Annotated in this window: 2 protein-coding genes; both read left to right on the top strand. The window is 45.3% G+C overall.

Annotated elements, in window-relative coordinates; translation table 11 throughout:
- Positions 1 to 18: 18 nt before the first annotated feature.
- The gene (locus tag NQ117_RS11405; RefSeq protein WP_258278054.1) at positions 19 to 16,707 is read left to right on the top strand and encodes a non-ribosomal peptide synthetase/type I polyketide synthase; all 16,689 of its coding nucleotides are present in this window, start codon (positions 19 to 21) and stop codon (positions 16,705 to 16,707) included.
- A complete protein-coding gene (locus NQ117_RS11400) occupies positions 16,700 to 21,052 on the top strand; it encodes a beta-ketoacyl synthase N-terminal-like domain-containing protein (RefSeq protein WP_258278053.1) in 4,353 nt (1,450 codons plus the stop codon). Before NQ117_RS11405 ends, NQ117_RS11400 begins: the two co-directional genes overlap by 8 nt.

Here is a 21,052-nt window from a genome sequence, read left to right as displayed (position 1 = left end):
GAATCGAGGTGTATGATCATGAAAATGAATAGTGTTGAACTAACAGAAACTCAGAAGGGGATTTATTTCGACTGCCAAGTCGATAATCCCCTTTCCTACAACATTTCTGCAACGATCGTAATCGAAAATTTACATGAGAAGCATTTCGAAAATGCATTGAAATTAGTAATCGGCGAGCAAGAAGCATTGCGGAGCCATTTGGAGATCGTTAATGATTATCCCGTATTGGTCATTCATAGCGAAGCAAGCGTACCGCTTGTAAAAGTGGATATTTCACATACGGCAGATCAGAAAGACGATAGGTTACAAAGCCTGTTCAAAGAAGAGCTGGCAACGAAATTTGATCTGACAGCACCTCCATTATTTCGCGTGAAGCTTATTAAGTTTGAAGAGAATAAGCATCTATTCATCATTTGCATTCATCATATTGTCGCTGACGGATTATCGTTAGAGATGTTGAAGAAGAAGTTGGTCGATTACTATAACAAATTGGTGAAAAAAGAGCTGTTCGTGTACAAGCGGGATACGAGCTATTCTGCTTATATGAGTAAGGAGAATGCGAAGCTCAATAGCGGAGGATATAGCAAGCAAAAACAATATTGGTTGGACAAAATGGAAGGCGCTGAACCGTTAGCGCTGCAGCCTGACTATCCTGCCCGTAACAAGCAGCAAGGAATAGGCAAGGAGAAGCGGTTTGAAATACCAGCTTCTATTATAAAACAAATCAATGAGCATTCGATGCAGCAAGAAGTCACATCTTTTATGTTTTTGCTTGCCTCTTTCAGTGTGCTTATGAATCAATACACACAAAGTGAGGATGTCGTATTCGCATCGCCATTCTCACATCGTCCTAGCTTGGATGTGGAAGAAACGATAGGCTGCTTCGTGTCGATGCTGCCAATGCGGTACCACATTGCTAGCGATGGCGCATTTTCATCCATTCTTGAACAGGTTTCAAAGGAATTCATCCAAGTATATAAAAATATTGGCTACCCGAACAATTTAATTATGCGTGACAGCCAGTTGATACCGATGCCAGGATCGCCTTCGATCCTGGACGTTTCTTTCGTCTACGATATTTACGAGGAAGTAGAAGGGGAACATCTTGATGTTGCCATTGTGGATCAAGATGTTGTTACATTTCCAGGAAGTCTGATGGTTGTATGGAACAAAACACCGGAACATGATCTGATCAAAATTCAGTACAAGCCGGATATGTTTTCGGAACATTCTATGGAATTGCTAGGCCAACGATTCCTGAAGCTATTAGAAGTACTGGTGGCCGATGTACATATAACGATTAAAGATATCAATTTGTTGCTAGAAAACGAAGAAAGAAATATTTTGTCTGACTTCAATCAAACGGTCTACTTCCCTTATGAGCAGCAGCACGCGATCCAGCTATTTGAGTCCAAAGTAGCCAAGGATCCTGACAATATTGCATTGATTGAAGGCCAGAGGAAGCTATCCTATGCGGAAGTCAATGCAAAGGCCAATCAGTTAGCACGTACCATTTTAAAGCATAAGAGCAAAGAAAATGAGTCAGTCGGGGTGCAGTGCCAACGTTCGATGGAGTTGGTCATCAGTATTTTGGCTATTTTGAAAGCTGGCTGTACCTATGTTCCGATCGATCCTGCTTATCCTGCTGCTAGAAAAGAATATATTTTCGAAGATGCTTCAATTTCATTGCTGTTAACGACACAGCAACAGCCGATCGATCCCAATTGGAACGTACATTATTTATTTTTAGATGATACACAGACGTTTAGTGGGGATGATAGCAATCTACCAGAACCATTAGATCCATTTAGTCTGGCATACATCATGTACACGTCTGGATCTACCGGTAAGCCGAAGGGCGTTATGGTAGAGAATCATAGTGTCGTCAATACGTTGTTGGATTTAGAAAGACGATTCCCTGTGCAGAAGGGCAATGTATTTTTACTAAAGACGGCATTTACATTTGATGTGTCGATTACAGAGCTGTTCGGATGGTTTATGGGGGAAGGCTCGCTGCTTATTTTAGAACCTGAGGGCGAAAAAAATCCTCAGTTGATTTTTAATGAAATTTACAATCATCAGGTTACACACATCAACTTTGTTCCTACGATGTTCCGCCTCTTCTTAGAGTTATTTGATATCGATGCTAATATTTCCATGCTTCATTCACTGAAATGGATATTTGTTGGTGGAGAAGCAGTTACTCCAGACATATTGCAGAAATTCTACGCACTCAACACCAATATCAAGTTAGAAAATGTATATGGGCCTACGGAATGTACGATATGGGTATCCCATTACTCGCTTCAAGACTATACAGGTTCAGCCAACATTCCAATCGGACAGCCCTTGAATGAATCTCGCTGGTACGTCGTTGGAAAGCACGATAATTTGCAGCCCATCGGCATCCCAGGTGAACTCTGCTTAAGTGGTGTAGGTTTAGCAAGAGGATATTTGAATTTGGAAGAGCTGACGAAAGAAAAGTTCGTTCCGAACCCGTTCTTCCGAGAGGGAATCGATCAAGACTGGTATCGGTATATGTATCGCACGGGTGATCAGGTGCGCTGGCTTCCTAGTGGGACGATTGAATATTTAGGACGAATCGATTTCCAAGTTAAAGTACGCGGCGTTCGGCTTGAAGTGACAGAGATTGAAAATGTGATGTCCGAGTATGAGGGCATTATTCAAGCTGTCGTCGTTGTGAAAAAGCAAGGCAATAACCCGGCCATGTTATGTGCTTATTATCTTTCTGAGCAAGAAATTCCGGTTGCAGAGCTAAAAACACATTTATTGAAGCAGCTGCCATCGTACATGATTCCAACGTATTTTGTTCACAAAACAGAGCTTCCTCATAATAATAGCGGCAAAATCGATCGCAACGCACTGAAAAAAGATGTGCAATTTCTGGCTGATTCGCATGCAGACTATATTCCACCGACAACGGAATTGGAGAGCTTAATTGCCGCTGCGTGGCAGGAAACGCTGTCTATATCTCGAGTTAGTCTCGATGATAACTTTTTTGATATTGGCGGTAATTCACTGACCTTGATTCAACTGCACAATAAGCTTAGAAAACGTTTGAACGTTGATTTCTCGATCACGCTGTTTTTCCAGCATCCAACGATTCGCTTGTTAGCAGAGCATTTTTCCACAGAAGAAACCGAGACGATTACGGACCGAGATGCTCATTTTACAAGAGATGAGAAGATCGTTCGCAAAGATATCGCCATTATCGGCATATCGGTACATGTACCTGGTGCAGACAGCGTACATGAGTTCTGGGACAACTTAAAAAATAACAAGGAGAGCATTCACTTTTACTCCGATGATGAATTGAAGGATCTAGGCATTCCTGTGGATGTGATCCAATCTCCTCATTATGTGAAGGCAAAAGGACGGATTAACGACATCGATTACTTTGATGCACCGTTCTTTGATTATACACCTGGTGAAGTTCGTATGATGTCGCCACAGCTGCGCCATCTCTATCAAGGTACATGGGAAGCGCTTGAGGATGCGGGTTATTATCCAGGGTCCACTTCTTCCAAAATAGGGATGTTTATCGGCGGTTCCGATGACTTTGAATGGTATCGCAACGTGCTGTTTGCAGACAATGACTATAGTGAAAAATATCAGGCATTTACACTAAGCACGAATCACTTTTTAGCGACACGAATTGCCTACAAATTGAACATTAAAGGGCCAGTGTATTCAGCGCTTACAGGCTGCTCGACAACATTGGTAACGCCGCATTTGGCGTGCCAGTCGCTTATTTTGGGCGAATGTGATCTGGCTGTTGCTGGCGGTATTACGATTGAGCTGCCGAATGAAGGCGGATATTTCTATGAGGATGGCATGATGTTCTCACCGGATGGACATTGCCGACCATTTGACGCTAAAGCACAAGGTACGATGTTCTCCAATGGTATGGGACTCGTGGTGCTGAAGAGACTGGATGAAGCTTTGGCTGACGGCGATCAAATTTATGCGGTTATTAAAGGCTCAGCGATTAACAATGACGGCAATCATAAGATTGGATTTTTGGCGCCAAGTGTAGAAGGACAAGCGGATGTTATTCAAGAGGCTTATCGTGTAGCGGGAATTGACCCTGAAACGGTCAGTTATGTGGAAGCTCACGGTACAGGAACATCGCTCGGCGATCCGATTGAAGTTGAGTCGTTAACGAAGGCGTTTGCTTCCGATAAGAAACAATTTTGCCTATTAGGCTCTGTAAAAGGAAATGTAGGGCATACCGATACAGCAGCTGGCGTTGTCGGCCTTGCCAAGGTAGCACTCAGCATGAAGCACAAATATATTCCTGGCACGGTGAATTATAACGAACCAAATCCGAAGATTGATTTTGCGAACACGCCTTTTTCCGTATCGAATAATGGAGCTGCATGGGGAGATATGGATATGAAACAAAATATCATTCGTGCTGGCATTAACTCCTTCGGTGTTGGGGGAACGAATGCACATATGGTGCTTGAGCAAGCTCCAGTGACAGGTGACAGTAGTCCAGATGATAAGGTGAATGTGCTGCTATTCTCTGCTAAGAGCACTTCATCTCTTACAGATACCTCCAGAAAAGTCGTTCAATATTTAGTAAACACGCCAGAGACAAAGCTATCGGATGCTGCTTGGACGCTGCAAGTGGGCAGACAGCCATTTACGTATCGCAAAGCGTTAGTCGTAAATGAAAGCTTTTATAATGACCCAGAAAGTGTTCTCAAAGCTTTGGAAGAGAGTGTTGTAACGGAAGCAGTATCAGGCCGTATCCCAGTTTATTTTATGTTCTCGGGTCAAGGAAGCCAATATCAAGGAATGGGACGCGAACTCTATTATTCGGCAGAGCGCAGCGCCATTTCTAGTTTATTTAAAGGTCATATTGACCACGTATATAGCTATTTAACAGATGCTGAACGTGCGGCATTTATAGAGATTATATATGGCGATCAGAACCCACAGCTGATCAACCAGACGGAATATAGTCAATTTGCTTTATTTGCTACAAGCTATGCATTGGCCAAGTCGTTGATGGATATCGGCATCCAACCAGTAGGTATGATTGGCCACAGCATCGGAGAAGTGACAGCCGCGACGGTCGCAGGCGTATTTGAGCTGAAAGATGCAGTGGAAATCGTCAGATTCCGCGGACAAGTGATGCAGAAGCAGGCACCAGGTGTCATGCTGGCAGTTATGGCTGACGCTAGAGAGGTTAAACCGGTACTCGAAGCGGATGTGTCGCTTGCTTTGGAAAATACGACGAATAGCTGTGTCGTTGGCGGCAGTGAAGAAGCGATTGCTCGCTGCGAGCAGAAGCTAGAGAAGCTGGGCTGGAAGTGTATGCGCGTGAAAACTTCGCATGCTTTCCATACGCCAATGATGGCAGATGCTGCACGGGAGTTTCAGGCTAAACTGGCTGCTTACAGCTTGAAGGAGCCTGCTATTCCGATCGTTTCGAATACGACAGGTACATGGGTTCAGCCAACGGAGATGACGAGCCCTGCGTATTGGTCGAAGCATATTTTAGAGTCGGTTCAGTACGCGAAAAACTTATCAGAGCTGCTCAAACAGGAACAACTTGTCGGCATCGAAGTAGGAGCAGGGCGTACGCTCAGTACATTTGCAAGACAGCATGAGCAGCATGCTGCTGGCAAACATAGCTTTATTAATTTGATTCGTCATCCACAAGAAGTAGACAACGATGTGGAATATATCAATAAGAAGCTCGGTGATATTTGGTCTGCAGGTGTTGAAATCGATTGGTATGCGCTAAAAGGATCGGCTGTGCGCAGAAGAGTTTCACTTCCGACCTACGCCTTTGAGAAAAAGCATTTCCCAATAAACATTCAAGCTGCATCGGCTCCTCTCGTATTGGCACAAGAACCGATTGAAATGCCAAACCGATATATTGCTTCAGCTACAGCACCATCTGTACGAGAGAATAAAGGTGATATTCTCGATCTGGTAACCGAAGCATACAAAGCGGTATTTGGATTTGACTCGATTCAGGCGGGACAGAACTTTTTCGCTCTGGGTGGCGACTCCTTAAAAGCAGTCAGTTTATCGTCATCGATCAAACATTACATTGGCATCAAAGTGGATATTGGAGATCTATTTAAATACCCATCTCCAGGTGCGTTAGCTTCTTATTTGAATGCGAGCACCGTGCAGACTTCGAATGCGATGCAGATTCATGCAGCAGACAAGCGGGACTACTATCCGCTCTCGTCAGCACAAAGTCGTATGTTTGCTTTGTCTTTGCTGGATAAAGATAGTGTCGCGTATAACCTTCCGTCTGTAACGAGAATTAAAGGTCAGTTGGATACGAAGCGGGTGGAGCAGACGTTTGCGAAGCTGATTCAACGACATGAGTCGCTGCGAACATCCTTCCATATTCAAGACAATCAGCCTGTTCAAATGATTCATCCGACAGCTGCTGTTCCTGTTGCTTATTCAAGTAAAGAGGTATCCAGCGATGACGATATTTATCAACTCGTCCATTCGTTTATTCAACCATTCGAGCTTGAGCAAGCACCGTTATTTAGAATTGAGTTGGTGAATATCGGGGTAGATCACACCCTGTTATTATTTGATTTGCATCACATTATCGCCGACGGTACATCTGTTGAAACGATTACTCGGGACTTTAATCAGTTGTACTTCGGTGGAGAACTTCCAACGGTGCTTCAATATAAAGACTATGCTGTTTGGCAGCAGGATTACTTTAAGTCTCAAGAAATGAAGCAGCATCGAGATTATTGGATCGACCAATTGGGAGATGATCTGCCTACATTGGAGCTGCCGCTGGATTACAAGCGACCTGCAGTGAAGGAATTTGCAGGCGGTAGAATCCACTTCGACTTGGACAAGCAGCTAAGTGCCAAGCTAATCGAATTCGCGCAAGCCAATGAATCGACCTTATTTATGGTGCTTCTGAGCGCTTGGAATGTGCTGTTAGCCAGATATTCTGGGCAAGAGGATATTATTGTGGGCACTCCAGTTGCTGGCAGAACGCAAGATGAATGTAAAGACACGGTTGGCATGTTCATTAACATGTTGGCGATGAGGAACTTTCCGCAGCAGGATAAGACATTTATTGATTTCCTGCATGAGGTGAAGGGAAATGCATTGGCTGCTTACGAGCATCAGAACTATCAATTCGATGACTTGGTGGAACAGTTGCAGCTGAAGCGGGAATTAAATCGAAACGCCTTATTTGATGTAAGCTTTGATTTTCAAAATATGGAGCTGCATGATCTCGAAATGAATGATATTCGGTTCACACCCGTTCCATTTGATACGAAAACAGCTGCTTATGACTTGGTCATGACTTGCCAAGAGGATAAGAAGAAACAAATCATCGGCGGATTCCTTGAGTATTCCTCTAGTATTTTTGCCCAAGCAACTGCCGAACGAATGATTGAGAGCTTCAAATGTATTCTTCAGCATGTGATGGAGGATCAGGAAGCATCGTTGTCGCACATTAACCTCATTTCTCCAGCAGCGAAGCAAGCAATGATTCATGACTTTAATAACACTGGGTTGGAATATGATTCGTCACTGTCGATTCAACAAATGTTCGAACGCAATGTAGTCAACCATCCAGACAAAGCAGCTTTGCTGACTGCTAGCGGCAAGCAATTCACCTACCAAGCATTGAATGAAAAGGCGAATGCGTTGGCTTGGCATTTGATCGAGCTTGGTGTACAAGCCGATTCGGTTGTCGGCATTATGCCGGAACGAGACGAGCACTTACTAATAGCAATTCTGGCTGTGTTGAAGGCCGGGAGCGCTTATGTACCAATTGATCCGAATTTTCCAAAAGAACGAATCAGTTACATGCTGTCCGCAAGCGAAATCAACGTATTGATTACGTCGGGAACATTGCAGGAGCCTCTCGAATATGAGGGTACCGTCGTTGATTATTCGAGTCTGAGCAGCTATGCGGACAATAGCAGCAATCCAACACCGTTAATCGATAAAGAACGATTAGCATGTGTTATCTTCACGTCCGGCTCTACAGGAAAACCTAAAGGAGTCATGGTTAATGAAGGCTCCATGGTCAACTTTATTCAGGATATTGTACATCGGAACATTTTCGAGCATGAAGATGATCGCGTTATTTGTGTAACGACACTGTCATTCGATATTTTTGGATTTGAATCGCTCGTTCCGCTGTGCACAGGTCACTCGATTTATTTGGCGGATGAACAGGAACAGATGGACCCTGCGTTGGCGAATCAGAAGATTATTGAACATCGTGTGACGCATATATTAAGCACCGTTTCGCGGATCAAAGCATTTGTAGAGAATCCTGAATTTGTTCAGGCTTTGAAACAGCTGAGATGCATTTTGAGTGGCGGGGAGAACTATCCGCTTGCCTTGCTGCAAGAGCTGCAGCAGCGGTCTCAGGCGAAATTGTTTAACATGTACGGACCGACGGAGACGACGATTTGGTCGACGACGAAGGAGCTTACACATGCGGATTCTATCAATATCGGCACGCCGATTGCCAATACACAAGCTTATATTATGAACTCAGTGGGCATGCTGCAGCCTGTTGGTGTGTTTGGTGAATTGTATATTGCAGGCAAGGGACTTGCACGTGGCTATTTAAATAACGAAGAAGAGACGAATCATAAATTTGTTACCGTGTCCGATATTCCGCATACACGTCTTTATCGTACCGGGGATCGGGCTAGAATGAACGAAAAAGGCGAAATCGAACTGCTAGGTAGATTGGATACGCAGATCAAAATTCGAGGTTATCGTATTGAACTGGCAGAAATCGAAAAAGTGATCATGAGCCATAGCCGCATTCGGCAAGCCGTCGTCACGGTGATGGATGACAAGCTAGGTAATAAGCATCTTGTCCTTCACTATTGCACGAAGAGCGGCGCGGTTGCTTCGAACGAGGAAAGCTCATGGCTGAAGCTTTGGTTAAAAGAACAATTGCCGCACTACATGATACCTTCCTACTATTCACATCTAGAAGAAATGCCAGTGCTCCCTAACGGGAAAATCAACAAAAATGCGCTGCAGCTGCCAGTAGAGCAAAGTGCTCCTGTAGAAAAAGAAGTCATCTTGCCATCGTCCAACTTGGAGCGTGAATTGTTAGCTTGTTGGAAAGACGTGCTCAATCTGAATCAAATCAGCATTCGAGACAATTTCTTTGACGTGGGTGGCAATTCGTTAGGCTTGATTCTCGTTAACAATAAGCTGACCGCTATATTGGGACGGTCCATTCCATTGGTGCAGTTGTTCCAATATCCGACGATTGAGTCTTTGGTGAAAAGTCTTAAGGGAACACTCGATACGACAACACGGAGCACGAACATGGACACGAGCATGATCGTGAATGTTGAAGCGGACACAGGTACAGGCGTAAGTGACGAGAGAGTTGCAAATGCTCCAGTGCCATTTAAGAAAAGTACCTCCCAGGACATTGCTGTCATCGGTATGTCCTGTAAGTTCCCAGGCGCGAACAATATGGATGAGTTCTGGCACAACATTGTAAACGGCGTGGAATCCATTACAACCTTTACGGATGAAGAGCTGCTGCAATCTGGAATTGACGCCGACACGTTATCGAATCCGAAATATGTAAGGGCAAAAGGCTACTTGGATGGCATTGAATATTTTGACTCGGACTTCTTTGACTATCCTTATCAAGAGTCCAATATGATGGACCCGCAAATTCGTATTCTCCATCAGTGTGTGTGGGAAGCGTTGGAGCATGGTGGCTACAATTCTGCTACGTATGCTGGCAACATTGGTTTGTTTGCCGGCAGTGGTTCAAGTATGCCGTGGATGACGAGATTCTTAGGGCGTCAGCATGATTTCCTTAGTGCGTTTGAAGCGTTGACGCTTAATGAAAAGGACTATTTAACGACGAGAGTATCCTACAAGCTGAATTTAAAAGGACCAAGCTTCAATATCCAAACGGCATGCTCTACCTCGTTGGTAGCCATCCATCAAGCCGTTCAATCGCTTAATAACGGGGAATCCGACATGGCGATTGCAGGTGGTGTATCGATTTCTTATCCGAGAAAAGAAGGCTACTTGTGGCATGAAGGGATGATTCTTTCTAAGGATGGGCATTGCAGACCGTTCTCTGACGATTCATCGGGTACTGTCTCTGGCAATGGATGTGGTCTCGTCCTGCTAAAGCCGCTTGATGCAGCTAAGCGAGATGGAGATGCGATTTATGCGGTTATAAAAGGTTCAGCTATTAACAATGACGGAACCGAGAAGATTGGCTATACAGCGCCGAGTGTGACCGGACAAGCTCATGTCATCGATGCTTCACTCCGTCATGCAGAGGTGTCTGCTGAAGACATTTGTTATCTGGAAGCTCATGGAACAGGTACGAAGTTGGGCGATCCGATTGAGATTGAAGCCTTGAAGCAAGCTTGGCGTACGGATAAGCGAAAATATTGTGCCATCGGCTCCGTGAAGGCGAATATTGGTCATCTGGACGCTGCTGCGGGTGTAGCTGGGTTTATTAAAACGGTGTTGATGCTCCAGCATCGAACGATTCCTCCGCAAATTCATTTCAACAAGACGAATCCGATGATCGACATGGAGAACAGTCCGTTCTACATTACGACAGAAGCGAAGAGTTTGAAGGATTCGGAGCAAACGCTGCGAGCGGGCGTCAGCTCATTTGGTATCGGTGGAACGAATGTGCATGTTATTGTCGAACAGCCACCGCTGGAGCATAAGAACAGCTTATCTGAAACGATCAACATTCTACCTTTCTCAGCGCGAACAGAGGCAGCGTTATCTGTGACGAGTCAAGAGGTTCTGAGCTATTTACGAGAAGCTGATGGGCTGAATCTTTCGGATGCGGCATGGACGCTGCAAGTAGGTCGTAAAGCCTTCGAGTACAGAAAACTGCTCGTCGTGAAAGAGTCACTTCGCAGACATAATGACAAAGCGATAGCTGACTTTGTTACCAGTTCGGCTGTGAAGTTGGATGATATCACAAGAACTATCGTATTTATGTACCCGGATGAAGACAGCTATTTCTTCGGCATGGGTAGAGACTTATACGTATTGGCCTATAACAGCAAAGGCTCAGAACGATATAAATCCTATTTAGACCAAGTTCTCTCACGGCTGCCGAGAGAGGAACGCGAAGTGTTGAAACAAGTGCTGCGCGGTGAAGAACGGTACGCTAACGAGGACAACGCGTTAAATCGTCATCTAGCAGTGTTTGCTATCGGATATGCATTAGCCAAGACACTTATTCATGTGGGTGTCATGCCTGAATTCTCGTACGGACAACGTATCGGACGAATATCCGCGATGGCTGTGACAGGCGTATTGAGTCTTGAAGAGGCAGTTGCACAGCTCAAAAGTCAGGGTGTGCATCGTGTTCATCATATGGATGAGATTGCTGCTAGCTTGAATGGAGAATTAACGGACAGATTGCTTAACACAATGTTGCTTACTTCGGCTGATCGACTTGAAGAAGCATTAGCTGATCGCAATGCGCTGCTTATCACGTTAGGTGCTTCTAGCATCTTACCAACGAGTGAGCTTAAAGGCTTGTACTCAGCAGAAGCGCATGAGGCGCTGCATCTGATCAAGCACTCCAATGAGTCGGTCGATAGCAGCGATGTCATTCATTTCAACCAGGCACTGGGCAGCATATGGTGCTACGGAATCGATATGGATTGGCAGGCATTAAAGGGAGATGCCACTAGAAGGCGCATTCCTTTGCCAACGTACGTATTTGACAAAAAATATCATGATCATGATGTTTCACTGTTCCAGATGAGTGGCAGCGGCCAACATCAGGGCAGCCCAGATGTCAGCACTGTTGGACTTATATCCGCAAATGCAAGTGAGCTGGATCGAGAAGAAGCGACTACACAAGCGTTAGCGCGCATTTGGCAAGAGACGTTAGGCTGCGATGAGGTTCGACCAGAAGATGATTTCTTTATCCTTGGCGGACACTCCTTGAAAGCTATCACGTTAGCTGCACAAATCCAGAAATCATTCGCAGTGGATATGCCATTGACCGAAATTTTCAATCGTCCTCGTTTTCAGCAAATGGTAGAATGGCTGCTCACGAACAGAGCGGAACAGCCTTCAACTACGATTGCTGCGATTGAGAAGAAAGATTATTATGCAGTCTCTTCTGCCCAGAAGCGCATGTATGTGGTGAACGAAATGGTTGGCGAAGCGGTGCCATACAATCTCGCATCCATTTATCTCGTTGAGGGCAAAGTGGACAAGGAACAATTCAAGAGTGTAATTGATGAATTGGTGCGCAGGCATGAAGCGCTTCGTACAAGATTTATGATGATCGACGGAGAAGCCGTTCAGATTATCGAGGATGAGGTACCTTCCATCGTTGAGTTTGGCACCTCTACGGAAGAACAGATTCATGCGGAACTGCAAAGCTATATCGTTCCGTTTGATCTATCACAGGCACCATTAATGCGTGTGAAATTAACAAGCCTCAGTGAAGAGAAACATGTACTCTTCATCGATATGCACCATATCATCACCGACCAAAGCTCGATCGCGATTTTGCTGAAGGAAATCGCTGCGTTGTACAGTGGTCAAGCTTTGCCAGAGCTTTCGATCCAGTACAAAGACTTTGCTGTATGGCAAAACCAGTCTTTTGCTAATCAAGAACATGAACAGCAAATCGCATACTGGAAAGGTGAATTCAGCGGTGAAATTCCAAAGCTGGACTTAATTACGGACTTTAGAAGACCGCGCATTCAATCCTATGAGGGGAGAAGCATGACGTTCGACATTGGCGAAGAACGAAGTGCGCAAATCCATCAGTGGAGTAAAGAGCAAGGTGTAACCCCATATATGATCTTTATGGCGGGGCTGAAGCTGCTCTTATGGAAGAGCACGGGGCAGACGGATTTGGTAGTCGGAACGGGTATTTCGGGACGTCGTCATGCTGATCTTGATGCCATCGTCGGTATGTTCGTGAACACGTTGGCGATACGCTCGCAAATGAACAAAGAGCTTACGATTGCCGAGTACGTGCACGCTGTGAAGCAGAAGATGATCAAGGCGTATGACAATCAAGACTGCCAATACGAGATGCTGGTTGAACTACTCGATCTGCCAAAAGACTTGTCGCGAAATCCATTGTTCGATGTTGTGCTGAACTATATCAACATGGGCACGGAAGAACTGTCGATCAACAATGCGGTGCTTACTCCGTGGGAGCTGGATGACATCGACAGCAAGTTCGATATGACTTGGACCATTTTAGACAAGGATGGCAGGTTCGAGCTGGAGTTGGAGTACAAGTCCACCTTATTTAAGCACGAGTCGATTGAGTCATTTGGCCATAGATTGCTGCTTATCTTATCAGCGATTACAACTCAATCTGATAAGCAAATAACGGAACTATCGATTGTCAGCCCAGCGGAGCGGCAGTGGCTGCTGCATGATCTGAATCAGACAGCGACGGATTATCCGCGAAATCAATCCATCGTGCAGCTCTTTGAGGAACAAGTGGAGCTTCATGGTCAACGAACCGCCTTGTTATGGGGCGATGAAGAGATTAGTTACACGGAGTTAAATGATAGAGCGAATCAACTAGCTTATCAGCTTGTTAAGCAGCAAGTAAAGCATGGTGACTATGTCGCTATTTTGCTAGAGCGCGGCCCATTACAAATGATTAGTATTCTAGCCATTTTGAAATGCGGAGCGACGTATGTGCCGATAGATCCTGAATCTCCGGAGGGTCGTGTCAACTTTATCTTGGAGGATAGCGCTGCACGCCTGCTGTTGACGGAGTCTACATTTGCGCCAAGTATCACGGCTTCTACCCCTCGACTATTGCTGGATGATAACCATAAACTGTCCGAGTTGAATGAAGACTTACCAGCCAACTGGAATGGAGTTTTCCCTCGTAGTCATGCCGAAGATACGGTTTATATTATGTACACATCAGGCTCAACTGGAATGCCAAAAGGGACTATCATTACGCATCGCAATGTCATTCGTGTGGTGAAAGAAACCAACTTTGTGACGGTGCTGCCGACTGATCGATTGCTTCAACTATCGAATTATGCGTTTGATGGCTCGGTATTTGATATTTTCGGTGCACTGCTTAATGGAGCAAGTCTCGTTCTCATTTCGAAGCAGGATGCCATTGAAATTTCAAAATTGGCTGCGTTTATTGAGGAAAAAGGGATAACTACCTTCTTTGTGACAACGGCACTGTTCAATATGCTGGTTGATTGGGATATTACGTGCCTCAAGCATGTTCGCAAAGTGTTAATCGGTGGGGAAGCTGCGTCACTTAGCCATATGAAAAAAGTGCTGAATGATTTGGGGCCGAATCGAGTTATCAATGGTTATGGACCTACGGAAAGCACATTCTTTGCAACCTATTACCCAATTGATCACTTGGATGATGATGCGCAATCTGTGCCTATCGGTTATCCGCTGGCGAATACGACTTTGTACATTTTGGACGAAGAGGGTCAGCTAACTCCTTCAAATGTTCCAGGAGAACTTTATATTGGCGGAGACGGTGTAGGCAAAGGATATTTGAACAGAAGTGAACTGACCGAACAGAAATTTATCGACAATCCATTTGAAGGCAGCGGCAAGCTGTACCGCACAGGAGATCGGGTATGGCGCAAGCCATCAGGTGAGATCGGATTTATGGAACGGATGGACTTCCAAGTTAAAATTCGCGGCTTCCGAGTTGAGCTTGGTGAAATTGAGAACCACATCAAAGACATTACGGGTGTGCAAGAAGTCATCGTTATTGCCAAGAAGGACAAAGCAGATAGTCTCTACATTGCTGCTTATTACACACTGGATGAGGGTGTACATGTAGAGCCTGATCAAATCCGATCGCTGCTGGCAGACACGATTCCAGACTATATGATTCCATCAAGAATCAAGAGAATGGAGCACTTCTCACTAACCCTCAATGGGAAAATTGATCGGCGTGCCTTGCCTGAGATTGCACAACAAACAGGGCGTGTACTAGCTCATGCTTATGATGCACCGCGCAATGAAGCGGAACAGATCATTTTGACGCAAATGCAGGCAGTTCTCGATAATAGCCACATTGGGATTAAAGATGACTTCTTCAGATCAGGTGGACAGTCGATCAAAGCGATTGCGCTTGTTCAGGCATTGGCCAAATTGGGCATTACCGTGATGGTAAATGAAATCTTCCAATACCCAACGGTGGAAGGGCTTGCTGCATTGCCTAGCGTGAAACAACGATTTGCTGAACCTGTGGAATTCGCAGTAAAACGATCCGAATCTGTAATCGTCGAAGGCTCTGCCACTTTGAATGAACAGCAACAGCATTTGTTAGTGGAACATGTGTCGAGTACATGTTCCATGATATCTTCACTGCTCACCTCCTCAGCGCGAATAGCGGAATTCCCATTATCGCCTGTTCAGCTCGTCCATACATCACTAGGCTCTAGTGGAAGCGGGTTTACGACTTATGTGGACGGGGGTCTAGATGAGCAGCAGATCAAACAAATACTGCGAAAAGTGATTTGCGATAATCAACTGCTCCATTGTGTCATGCAAGAAGCCGTGTCAACGGCATCAGTCGCTTCAAACGAATCAACAGCGGCGCTGGTGTGGAGTGAATGTGATATTTCGGGGCTGCAATTGTTAATTGAGAAGCATATTCCTTATCTAGATTTGCGTGAATACACGTCGTCAACAAGGGAGCTTGTCATCGAGCAATTATGTTCCGCTTTATTGTCACAAGACCATCGAGTAGGCGCAATTCCGTGGCGATTAGGTTGTGTTCGCGTAAGCCAACAATCCCATTATGTCATTTGGGGATTCGATCATGCTGCTTTTGATGGAATGAGTGCCGAAGTCATTCGTCATCAAATTCAAATCGAAGCTTCCGGTGAGCGCCGTGTCCAGCAGCTGAATGAGGTTCCACAGAAATATGAGGAGTATGTCTCGCTGCTGCAAGCTGGGCCGCAAGGGATTCAGGAGACGGATATTATCGCACGTTTCGCTCTCGATGTTTGGAATAATAACAATCTTCTACTAATGGACAAGCTGGCAGCGATGAGACATCGCAATGACAAGGAAGTTCATTTAAACATACCATTGCACCATGTGGAGGGCGAAGATTTATGGTGGTTCTCCTTTGAACTAGTGGCTCAATTGCTCAGAGCGTATACAGGTGTGCGCGATATTCCGCTAGCGATTGTGAACTATGGCAGAAGCTATCATGACAAGGACTTTTACAATTGTGTTGGTGAGTTCCTCGATATGATTCCGCTCGTTACTGGGGAAGAACAGCCAAGGTCCAGCAGTTTGGAACGGATTCAATATTGCCGAGATCATGCGATTAATTTCCTTTCCTTACTATATGATGCCAAGCTAGCTGAGAAGTTCCCAGGCGTAGTGTCATTGCTTCTATCAGCCTATCAAAGCAATGAGCAGCTCAAGCAGCTCGTATTGTTCAACTTCCAAGGGTTTGTTTCGAAAGAGGAGCGGCATGCTTTTGAACAGGCGATGGGCGATAGCGATGGTGATCGCTTGGCAGCATGCATGGTCACTGTGAACTATGATGAGGAGTATTTGAGAATCTCGATTGATTGCTCAAGCGGAATCGACACCGATCTGCTTAATGACATTATGGAAACGGAACTGCTCGGGCATTCAGAACGGTTGAGCAATGAAAAATTTGCGGAGGTGGAAAATGGGTAAGAAAGCGATCCGACATGGCAACAAGGTTACGCTTCCTGAACAATACAACACGCTCGCTGACATGCTTATCTATATTGCAAATCGACATCCGCATAAAGGCATTACGTATGTGGATTCCAACGGGAATGAAGATTTTGAATCGTATCCAGCGTTGGTAGAGCAAGCTCGTATCTACCTTGCTGGACTACGTCGCCAAGGTCTGAAGCCGAGAGACGTTGCCATTTTAGAAATTGATAACCCAAAAGAATTTTACCGAGCGTTCTGGGCATGTATGTTTGGCGGAATCATTGCTGCGCCTGTGAGCAAGCCTACATCTTGGGCGCCTGATTCCAGAGGGATGCTCAAGTTCACGAAAGTGTGGGAAACCTTACACCAACCGCTTGTCATCGTGGAAGAGCAGCTTCGTGATCAGTACAAGCAGCTTCAAGAAAGCACGATCTTTACAGGGCTTCGATATATATCTACAGCTGAGCTGCATGCCGATGAGCTAGCGGATAGATATCAATCTCAACCGGATGATCTAGCTGTGCTGCAATTTTCTTCAGGCAGTACAGGCATTCCGAAAGGCGTCCAGTTGACCCATCGCAACATTATTTCGAATAATATCGGATGCAAAAATGGTCTAGCTCTTGTAGAGGATGACGTCTCCTTCACTTGGATTCCTCACACGCATGATATGGGACTGTTTTGCCAGCACTTAACGCCGATTTTAAGTGGAACGAATCTTTTTGTGCTTACGCCTTACAGCTTTGTTCGTACTCCTTATCTTTTCTTGAAAAAAATTACGGAGCACAAAGGAACTTGGTTCTGCTGCACAAACTTCGGCTATGAATGGATGACGCAAAAAGTACCTGAAGCGAAATTAGCTACACTGGATTTGTCTTCTTTACGACTGGCATTGAACGGGGCGGAGCCGATTTCCTCCGCCGTCGTTCAGCGGTTCGCAGAGAAATTTGCGGTATGCGGCTATCAATCGAATATGATGTTCCCTGCTTATGGAATGGCTGAAGCAACCGTAGGGATAACGATGTCAACGCTAGGTGCAGAGCCTAGATTTGAGAAGGTTGATCGGGCGAGATTAATTAATGAACAGATTGCTGTTCCTGTTGATGAAAACAATGGTGAAGAAGGCATTGTATTAGCGCACGAAGGTCACCCCTTGGACAGCATTAGTCTCAGAATCGCCGATGAGCAGGGCAATGTACTTGATGAATATTGCGTAGGCGAGATTCAAGTACAAGGTGAATCGGTTACGTCGGGTTACTATAACCGGGAAGATTTATCGGCGGAGCTGTTTGTAGATGATTGGCTGCGAACCGGGGATCTTGGCTTTATGGTAGATGGTTCATTAGTGGTGAGCGGACGAGTGAAAGATATTATTTTCGTTCGCGGTAAAAACTTCTTCGCGCATGATTTGGAAGAAGTCGTGTATGAAATGGAAGAGATTTCGCGTGGAAACGCCACGGTAGTTGGACTTACGAATAGTAAAACCGAGCAGGAAGAGCTGCTTGTATTTATTAAATATAAGTCCAGTGTGGAGAAGTTCTTGTCCGTTCGTGAGCGAGTCATTCACCAGTTAAATGAATCACTAGGCATCGAAACGACGCATGTTATCCCAATTAAATTGATTCCTAAAACTTCTAGCGGCAAAGTACAGAGATACCAGTTAAGAACCGACTATGAAAATGGTGAGTTTGACGAAGTGTTGCGAGAGATCGAAGCAGGGCTTGCCAAGGCTCAATCGGAAGAGCGAGTGATTCAGCTGCCGCGCAATGAGCTCGAAATTTTCCTTCATCAAGCATGGTCGGAAGTGCTCAATAGAGCTGCTGCCAAAATTTCAATCGATGACTCGTTTTTATCGTTGGGTGGAAACTCGGTCAAAGCTTATCAATTGCTTGGTGCTATTGAGCAGCATGAAGGCCGAGAGATTGGTCCTGAAGTGTTGGTTCGCTGTAAGACGATAAGGGAAACAGCAGAGTATTTGCAGTCGATGCAGATGTCGCCTAAGGCTTCCGTTACTAAAAAGTCGGCAGTTGAATCGCCGCGGAATGAGCAGTTACATCGTCAGTCAATAAACGAGCAATCAACAACGAATCAACACGGTGCTCAACCATCAAACGTTGGACAAAGTGATCACTCTCAGTACCATCACCAGCTTGATAGTAACAGAGCCGTTGCAATTACAGGCTTAGCTTTAAGGCTGCCGAATGCTGCATCGCAAGAGGAATTCTGGGCTAATCTTTGTTCGAAGCGAGACAGCATTACCAAAATTAGCGCAAAGCGCAAAAAGCAAGCGGGAAGCCCAAACTGGGATGATTGGATCGGCGAGCTTGAAAACATTGATGAATTTGATAATGACTTCTTTGACATTACCGACGAAGAAGCCAAGTTTATGGATCCTCAGCAGCGGCTATTGATGGAAACCTCTTATGAGGCGCTTGAGGATGCAGGCATGATTACGGACGAATCGGATGAACGAAATATTGGCGTATACGTCGCTAGCAACGTGAGTACGTATTTTGACCAGCTTATCCATACATTGGGAGACGTGGAATTTAACCATATTCATCAAAATGCGATGGTTGGCAATATGCCGAATATTGGGGCAGCTATCATTGCTCATTTGTACAATTTCACCGGTCCTGCCTTAGCGATCGATACGGCCTGTTCCTCTTTCTTGGCCGCGCTGCATCATGCAGTAGCTGCCATTCGACACAATGAAGTGTCTGGCGCAGTTGTTGGTGGCGCCAATGTTTTGACGACGCCTAGTGTGCATTTGCTGTCACGTAGAGCAGGAATATGCTCGACTACGAATCATACGAAAGTATTTGATAAGGCAGCAGACGGCTCAATTATTGGAGAAGGTGCGGTCGTCGTATATTTGGAGCCACTTACACAAGCGATTCAAGAGAATAAAAATATATATGGTGTCATTCGTGGCACGGCTGTCAATAATGATGGCTACTCGCTCAGCATTATGGCGCCGAATCCGAAGGGGCAGCATCAAGTACTAACGAAGGCATATCGTGATGCTAATCTAGATCCGAAGCATGTCGGTTATATTGAGGCGCACGGTTCGGGTACAACGATCGGTGATCCGATCGAAATCAATGCACTGATGAAATTATTTTCAACAAGTACAAAAGAAAAAGAAGCACGTATTGGAATTGGTTCTGTCAAAACGAACATCGGACATTTATTCCCTGCGTCGAGCGGCGCAAGTCTAGCTAAAGTATTGCTTAGTATGAAGCATAAGAAGCTTGCTCCAAGCTTGCATATGAACGAAATTAATCCTGCTCTGCAATTGGAAAAGACGCCTTTCTATATTGTAAAAGATGTAGAAGATTGGTCGGTTGAGGAGCAGCAAACGCGCAAAGCGGGAATCAGTTCGTTTGGGCTAGGCGGGACGAATGCACATATTGTACTGGAAGAGTGGGCAACTCCTGCATTAACCGACTCCTCAGAATCGCAGCAGCCTTATCATTTACTAACCTTCTCAGCGAAAACGGAATCGGCGCTTGAGCAAATGATTAACGAGACCAATCAATTACTAGCGAGTTCTTCGCCAGAAGATATAGCTAATCTCTGCTTTACTCGCAATCGCTACAGAAAGCACTACGAGTATCGCGCAGCATGTGTCATAGCTACCAGTGACGGTGCCGGAAACAATTCCTTAGCTGCATTAAAGAAAGGACTAGCATTCCGACATCGAAAAGCGAGAGTGAGTCTGCTTATCGGGGAAAGAAGTCTAGCAGGCGGGTATGACTATGGTGCTCATCAATCGAACAGTTCTGCCTTCTACCAATCGCATGTTGCAGAAGTGAGCAGTACGGTATCCGATATTGAAGTGCAGGCAGATGCTCAGACGAATGAATTGGCTTATGTATCGTACTGGCACAGCTTTATCTCACAACTGGAACAAATGGGAGTCAAGATGAAAGAAATCAGAGGCGCCCAATCCGGTGAAATTCTAGCAGATTACTTAAATGAAGCGATAGATTTGCCTCAAGCCGCGGATCGCTATGTGCAATATGGACGCCTCAGCCGCAGTGCTAGCAGCGAACAAAATGAGCTTAGTCATCTAAATGCCGACGTTGTCCTCGTGATCGGAACTGTACCAAAAGCGTTATCCGATGCATGCAAAGGCAAGATCGTTGCGATAGAGCCGGAAAGTGACAGCTCGTTGGAATCCCATCTGTTATCCGTATTGAGTGAATTGTACATTGCAGGTGCGAACGTAGACTGGGAGCGGATTTATCCTGCTGGTTCAGGTAAACTTGTGCATTTGCCGTCATATCCATTCGAGCGCAAATCACATTGGATTCATGAATGGAGAGGAGAATAA

Origin of the sequence: Paenibacillus sp. SC116 (genome assembly GCF_024733555.1) — a bacterium.
Taxonomy (GTDB): domain Bacteria; phylum Bacillota; class Bacilli; order Paenibacillales; family Paenibacillaceae; genus Paenibacillus_B.
The sequence above is the reverse complement of the archived record's forward strand: the minus strand, read 5'-3'. Positions and strand labels throughout refer to the sequence as shown.

Bases quoted from the DNA above. Each gene is read 5' to 3' on its own strand.
- NQ117_RS11405 (WP_258278054.1), top strand. From the start codon at position 19: ATGAAAATGAATAGTGTTGAACTAACAGAAACTCAGAAGGGGATTTAT.
- NQ117_RS11400 (WP_258278053.1), top strand. From the start codon at position 16,700: ATGGGTAAGAAAGCGATCCGACATGGCAACAAGGTTACGCTTCCTGAA.